Annotated in this window: 4 protein-coding genes and 2 pseudogenes; all 6 read right to left on the reverse strand. The window is 67.7% G+C overall.

The window, feature by feature from the left end:
- A partial coding sequence (locus tag ACFDTH_RS17820; RefSeq protein WP_375288891.1) for an NAD(P)(+) transhydrogenase (Re/Si-specific) subunit beta occupies positions 1–904 on the reverse strand: 904 nt, incomplete at its 3' end.
- 121 nt (positions 905–1,025) lie between these two features.
- Positions 1,026–1,334 (reverse strand): proton-translocating transhydrogenase family protein, encoded by a 309-nt coding sequence (locus tag ACFDTH_RS17825; protein WP_375288892.1) that lies wholly within the window; start codon positions 1,332–1,334, stop codon positions 1,026–1,028.
- A gap of 183 nt (positions 1,335–1,517) precedes the next feature.
- Complete coding sequence (locus ACFDTH_RS17830) at positions 1,518–1,904, reverse strand: hypothetical protein (RefSeq protein ID WP_375288893.1); 387 nt, start codon at positions 1,902–1,904, stop codon at positions 1,518–1,520.
- Positions 1,904–2,275, reverse strand: coding sequence for an endonuclease domain-containing protein (locus ACFDTH_RS17835; RefSeq protein WP_375288894.1), 372 nt, complete (start codon positions 2,273–2,275; stop codon positions 1,904–1,906). The genes ACFDTH_RS17830 and ACFDTH_RS17835 overlap by 1 nt, the downstream gene beginning before the upstream one ends.
- Positions 2,276–2,442: 167 nt before the next feature.
- A pseudogene (locus ACFDTH_RS17840) lies at positions 2,443–2,553 on the reverse strand (NAD(P)(+) transhydrogenase (Re/Si-specific) subunit alpha); the annotation flags it as partial.
- A 459-nt stretch (positions 2,554–3,012) separates the two neighbouring features.
- Positions 3,013–3,742, reverse strand: a pseudogene (locus tag ACFDTH_RS17845) (NAD(P)(+) transhydrogenase (Re/Si-specific) subunit alpha); the annotation flags it as partial.

Here is a 3,742-nt window from a genome sequence, read left to right on the forward strand (position 1 = left end):
AGCTGCGGTTCATCGCGCGGCACATGATGTAGCTGAGGATCGCGCCCGACGAGCCTACCAGCGCGCCGGTGATGATCATCGCGCTGTTGTGGAGCGTGAAGCCCATCGCCGCGGCGGCCCAGCCCGAATAGCTGTTCAGCATCGACACGACGACCGGCATGTCCGCGCCGCCGATCGGGATGATCAGCAGGAAGCCGATGACGAAGCTGAGCGCGACGACCAGCCAGAAATCGAACGCGTACTGGCCGTGCCAGAAGCCGAAGGCGAAGAAGGCGATGGCGAGCAGCATGCCCAGGTTGATCGCATGCCGCATCGGGAGGATGATCGGCGCGCCGGACATCGAGCCGTTGAGCTTGAGGAAGGCGATCACCGAGCCGGAGAAGGTGATCGCGCCGATCGCGACGCCGAGGATCATCTCGATCCGGCTGACCGGGTTGATGACGGCGAAGGGCTGGCCGATCAGCGGCGTGACGACATCGGCGATGCCGAAGGCGACGGGATTGAGGAAGGCGGCGACCGCGACCAGCACTGCCGCCAGGCCGACGAGGGAGTGGAAGGCGGCGACCAGCTGCGGCATCGCGGTCATCGCGATGCGGCGGGCGGTGACGATGCCGATGACAGCGCCGAGGGCGAGTGCGGCGAGGATTTCGGCGAGGGTGAGCCAGTCGATGCTGAAGGCCGACACGCCAGTGATACGGTCGCCGTCAAAGCCTACACCGCTGCTCAGGAGCGGCACATGCGTCACCAGCGTGGTCACCACGGCGATGGCCATGCCGATCATGCCGAAGCGGTTGCCCTGGCGGCTGGTCTCGGGGCTGGACAGGCCGCGGAGCGCGAGGATGAAGCACACGCCCGCGACGAGATAGGCGAAGGCCACCCACGGATTGACTGCGACGTGCTCCATTCTTCTCCCCCTTACCTCAGGCCGCCTTCCCGCCTCCGTTCGCCCTGAGCGAAGTCGAAGGGCATGGGTCTCGCGCGCCCATGTGCTTCGACTTCGCTCAGCACGAACGGAGGTCGGGCGTTCACTTCGCGGCCGCCGGCCGCTCCTTCTTCCGGTACATCGCCAGCATCCGCTGGGTCACCGCAAAGCCGCCGAAGATGTTGATGCTGGCCAGCACCACCGCCAGCAGCCCCAGCCACTTCGACGCCGCGCCCCCCGTGCCGATCCCGCTCGCCGCGGCGGCGATCAGCGCGCCGACGATGATCACCGAGGAGATCGCGTTGGTCACGGCCATCAGCGGCGTGTGCAGCGCCGGGGTGACCGACCAGACGACATAATAGCCGACGAAACAGGCCATGACGAAGATCGACAGGATCGAGACGAAGTCCATTTCAGCCCTCCCGGCACGGCCACGAATTGAGACGGTTTAGGCGCTGACGCCGTTTTCGCCATGACGAATTGAGGCGGTTGAGGCGCAGCACGGTCGCGTTGCAGATCGTGTCAGCAGAATCATGCCCGGATCATGCCATTGCGACGCGATGTAGGACAGCGCGGAAGCGACCGCCGCCATCGGTCAGTCCTTCTCCGCCTTGCGCACCGCGCGCTCGGCATCGGCGAGGATGCCGCCCGCGCAATCCGCCAGTTCGTCCTCGCGGCACTTGCCTTCGAACGAGCCGAGCCGGTCGGGCGAGAAGCCGGGGTTCACCTTCATCAGGTCCACCGAATAGCGGAAGCGCTTCTTCTCGGATGCGACGTCGGAAAGGATGACGAGCGCGAGATCGTCGTCGTCCGCATCGGGCGCGCGCAGGCGCTCGGACGCGGGCAGCGCGGTGCGCAGCGCCTCGGCGAAGCGCTCGGTGGTGGCATCGTCACCGACATAGCGGATGTCGAGCGCGCGCTTTTCGGCAGGCGCAGCGGCGGCGAGGAGGAGGGGGGTGAGGAGGAGGGTTACGCGACGCATCATCCCTCTTCGTCCCGAATCCGCGGTTCCGCAACCGCCACGATGCCCTGCACCGCCGCGTCGCAATCCCGAAGGACATCGCGTGCAGGCAGGCGCAGGACCTCCATGCCGCGCGGCCTGAACCATTGGTCACGGCGCGCGTCGCGCTGCGGGCGATCGCCGAAATCATGGGCCTGCCCGTCTACTTCGACGACGAGCCGGGCGGCGTGGCAAAAGAAGTCTGCAACGTAAGGGCCGGATGGATGCTGCTTGCGGAACTTTAGTCCGGCAGGACGCTTGCGGAGAGCAAGCCAGAGCCTGATCTCGGCTGGCGACATCTCCTGGCGCAACGCTTTGGCGCGAGCGGCGGACTCTGGCGTTCCCTGAAGCATCTACGCGCTCTCCAACGAACGGGGATACCCCTCCGTCAGCCCTTCGGGCTGCCACCTCCCCTTGCAGGGGAGGATTGATCTTTCTCCCCTGCAAGGGGAGGTGGCGCGCGTCAGCGCGGCGGAGGGGTGTCCCGCTCTCCGCGATGGGACGACACCACCCCTCGCGCTCACCCCAAAAGCCTTGCGTTCACCACCTGGCCGTTGCGGGTGATGCGGACCGCGTCGCCGATCTCCTCGTCGAGCACGGGGCGGCCCTGGTCCTTGTCCCAGAAGGCGGAGGAGCATCTACGCGCGCTCCAACGAACGGTAATACCCCTCCGTCAGCCCTTCGGGCTGCCACCTCCCCTTGCAGGGGAGGATTGATTTCCCTCCCCTGCAAGGGGAGGTGGCGCGCGTCAGCGGGGCAGAGGGGTGTCCCGCTCTCGGCGATGGGACGACACCACCTCTCGCGCTCACCCCAACAGCCTCGCGTTCACCACCTGGCCGCCGCGGGTGAGCCGCACCGCGTCGCCGATCTCCTCGTCGAGCACGGGGCGACCCTGGTCCTTGTTCCGGAAGGCGGAGGAGCATCTGCGCGCTCTGCAACGAACGGGAATACCCCTCCGTCAGCCCTTCGGGCTGCCACCTCCCCTTGCAGGGGAGGATCGATGTCCCTCCCCTGCAAGGGGAGGTGGCGCGCGTCAGCGCGACGGAGGGGTGTCCCGCTCTCCGCGATGGGACGACACCACCCCTCGCGCTCACCCCAAAAGCCTTGCGTTCACCACCTGGCCGTTGCGGGTGATGCGGACCGCGTCGCCGATCTCCTCGTCGAGCACGGGGCGGCCCTGGTCCTTGTCCCAGAAGGCGGACAGGAAGTTCCACAGGTTGCGGGCATAGAGCGCGCTGGCGTCGGCGGCGAGGCGGCTGGGCACGTTGCGGTGGCCGACGATCTTGACGCCGTGGCGCTCCACCACCTCGCCCGCGACCGCGCCCTCGACGTTGCCGCCCTGTTCGACCGCGAGGTCGACGATGACGCTGCCGGGGCGCATGCTGGCGACCTGCGCGTCCGAGATCAGCCGCGGCGCCGGGCGGCCGGGGATCAGCGCGGTGGTGATGACGATGTCCTGCTTGGCGATGTGGCCGGAAACCAGTTCCGCCTGCGCCGCCTGATATTCGGGCGACATCTCCGTCGCATAGCCGCCCGAGCCTTCGCCCTCGATGCCCTTCACATTCTCCACGAAGATCGGCTTGGCGCCGAGCGACAGGATCTGCTCCTTGGTCGCCGAGCGCACGTCGGTGGCGGAGACCTGCGCGCCGAGGCGCCGCGCGGTGGCGATCGCCTGGAGACCGGCGACGCCGACGCCCATCACGAACACCTTGGCGGCGGAGACGGTGCCCGCCGCGGTCATCATCATCGGAAAGGCGCGGCCATATTCGGCGGCGGCATCGAGCACCGCTTTGTAGCCCGACAGGTTCGATTGCGAGGAC

This window comes from Sphingomonas sp., assembly GCF_042096255.1.
Taxonomy (GTDB): Bacteria; Pseudomonadota; Alphaproteobacteria; order Sphingomonadales; family Sphingomonadaceae; genus Sphingomonas.

Bases quoted from the DNA above. Each gene is read 5' to 3' on its own strand.
- ACFDTH_RS17835 (WP_375288894.1), bottom strand. From the start codon at position 2,275: ATGCTTCAGGGAACGCCAGAGTCCGCCGCTCGCGCCAAAGCGTTGCGC.
- ACFDTH_RS17825 (WP_375288892.1), bottom strand. From the start codon at position 1,334: ATGGACTTCGTCTCGATCCTGTCGATCTTCGTCATGGCCTGTTTCGTC.
- ACFDTH_RS17830 (WP_375288893.1), bottom strand. From the start codon at position 1,904: ATGCGTCGCGTAACCCTCCTCCTCACCCCCCTCCTCCTCGCCGCCGCT.